The organism is Mesorhizobium sp. M1342 (genome assembly GCF_040317955.1).
Taxonomy (GTDB): Bacteria; Pseudomonadota; Alphaproteobacteria; order Rhizobiales; family Rhizobiaceae; genus Mesorhizobium.
This window is the reverse complement of record NZ_JAMYLI010000009.1, coordinates 75,001-77,500: the sequence shown is the minus strand read 5'-3', so window position 1 is coordinate 77,500 and position 2,500 is coordinate 75,001. Positions and strand designations below refer to the sequence as shown.

The following is a 2,500-nucleotide window of genomic DNA, read 5'->3' as shown; positions in this document are numbered from 1 at the left end:
TCGGAAGAAGCGTGACCCTTTTCTACGCAAGTAGAGGAGGGTGGCACAGACCAGGGGGTAGCGACTGTTTATCAAAAACACAGGGCTCTGCGAAGTCGCAAGACGACGTATAGGGTCTGACGCCTGCCCGGTGCTGGAAGGTTAAGAGGAGGGGTGCAAGCTCTGAATCGAAGCCCCAGTAAACGGCGGCCGTAACTATAACGGTCCTAAGGTAGCGAAATTCCTTGTCGGGTAAGTTCCGACCTGCACGAATGGCGTAACGACTTCCCCGCTGTCTCCAGCATAGACTCAGTGAAATTGAATTCCCCGTGAAGATGCGGGGTTCCTGCGGTTAGACGGAAAGACCCCGTGCACCTTTACTATAGCTTTACATTGGCATTCGTAGTGGCATGTGTAGGATAGGTGGTAGGCTTTGAAACCTGGGCGCCAGCTCAGGTGGAGCCACCCTTGAAATACCACCCTTATTACTATGGATGTCTAACCGCGGCCCGTTATCCGGGTCCGGGACAATGTATGGTGGGTAGTTTGACTGGGGCGGTCGCCTCCTAAAGAGTAACGGAGGCGCGCGATGGTGGGCTCAGAACGGTCGGAAATCGTTCGCTGAGTGCAATGGCATAAGCCTGCCTGACTGCGAGACTGACAAGTCGAGCAGAGACGAAAGTCGGTCATAGTGATCCGGTGGTCCCGCGTGGAAGGGCCATCGCTCAACGGATAAAAGGTACGCCGGGGATAACAGGCTGATGACCCCCAAGAGTCCATATCGACGGGGTTGTTTGGCACCTCGATGTCGACTCATCGCATCCTGGGGCTGGAGCAGGTCCCAAGGGTATGGCTGTTCGCCATTTAAAGCGGTACGTGAGTTGGGTTCAGAACGTCGTGAGACAGTTCGGTCCCTATCTGCCGTGGGTGTAGGAATATTGAAAGGATCTGTCCCTAGTACGAGAGGACCGGGATGGACGGATCTCTGGTGGACCTGTTGTGGCGCCAGCCGCATAGCAGGGTAGCTATATCCGGACGGGATAACCGCTGAAGGCATCTAAGCGGGAAACCCACCTTAAAACGAGTATTCCCTGAGAACCGTGGAAGACGACCACGTTGATAGGCCGGGTGTGGAAGAGCGGCAACGCTTGAAGCTTACCGGTACTAATAGTTCGATCGGCTTGATCGTTCTCATTCCTTATGCTCATCTGACAAAGTCAGATGTTCTCACTCACGCTTGTTCCGCCCTGCGGGCGGCGCTACGTGGGTGCGGCGCATCAGCGCCGACGGTCGGTCGACCTTGCGAAGCTTCGCTTCGAAAGGCGCCAGGACCAAAAGAACTGTAAAGGCACAAAAAAGACCAGCGAACAGCTCAGAGAAAGCAGCAAATAGGGTCCCTATTCGCTACTCACTATTGGCTATTCGCTCAAAAAAGCTTCTCGAACAACGTGCGTTTTGCCGACCTGGTGGTTATGGCGGAGCGGCTGCACCCGATCCCATTCCGAACTCGGCCGTGAAACGCTCCAGCGCTGATGGTACTTCGTCTCAAGACGCGGGAGAGTAGGTCGCTGCCAGGTCTGCCAAACGCACGTTGAACTCACATCCAATCGGATGTGAGAGAAATCTTCTCTTTATGAAATGGCCCGCCAAGGGATCACGGGCCGCGTAAGCGGCCCTTTCATTTGGTCAGCCATATACCTATCTGTAGGCCTCGGCTTACACAAAAAAAGCAACCAAGCGCTTGCCTGGAAACGCAAGCAAACGCTTGCTTAGAAACGCAAGCAAACGCTTGCTTAGGGTTGACGCGGGGTGGAGCAGCCCGGTAGCTCGTCAGGCTCATAACCTGAAGGTCACAGGTTCAAATCCTGTCCCCGCAACCAAATACAAAAGAGCCCGCCCTCGTGCGGGCTCTTTTGTATTGTGCCGTGGTGCCGGCGATTTAACCTGTCATCAGGCGCCCGCAAGCAAGCGGAGCCGACGCCGCCGGACAGAAAACTCAATCCTGTCCCCGCAACCAATCTGCGGTAATCAAACGGCCCGCCTGGCACAAAGCCCGCGGGCCGTTTTGATGTTCGGCTGGGCTGGCCATCGATTGCCCCGGATCAGGCGCCCGCAACAAGGCGAAGCCCAAGCTGCGGGACAAAAAACCCAATCCCGTCCCCCGCAAACCAATCTCCACCAAACAACAGTCCCCCAGGCACCAGCCAGCGGGCCGTTCGCATTCGGGGGACAATGGTGCCTGCAAGCGCGGCACTCCTCGGCGCACAAAGAGGCCTCAGCCGACAAGCTACGACAACAAAACAAGCCTCTCGACAAAACCTAATTCAAAACAGCCCGCAGCCGCGGGCCGTTTGCGTTTAGGGGGACTGGCAGTGAAGTGCCCAGCCGCCGCCATGACCGGATCAACCGAATCGGAGGCAAAAAAGACGAAGCATCCGATCCTCTTGTCAGGCATCGGTCAGTGATGTCGGTGATGACTTGCAATCAAATACGAAATGAATTGGGTCGGGGTGGCGTTCTA

1 tRNA gene and 2 rRNA genes (1 of these 3 cut by a window edge) are annotated in these 2,500 nt (G+C 56.0%); all 3 read left to right on the top strand.

What is annotated here, in order from left to right:
* A 23S ribosomal RNA gene (locus tag NKH06_RS11255) occupies positions 1–1,168 on the top strand (it extends 1,654 nt beyond the left edge of the window).
* Positions 1,169–1,441: 273 nt separating this feature from the next.
* Positions 1,442–1,556: ribosomal RNA gene (gene rrf, locus NKH06_RS11250) — 5S ribosomal RNA — on the top strand.
* Positions 1,557–1,782: 226 nt separating this feature from the next.
* A tRNA-Met gene (locus tag NKH06_RS11245) sits at positions 1,783–1,859 on the top strand.
* The last annotated feature ends 641 nt before the right edge of the window (positions 1,860–2,500 follow it).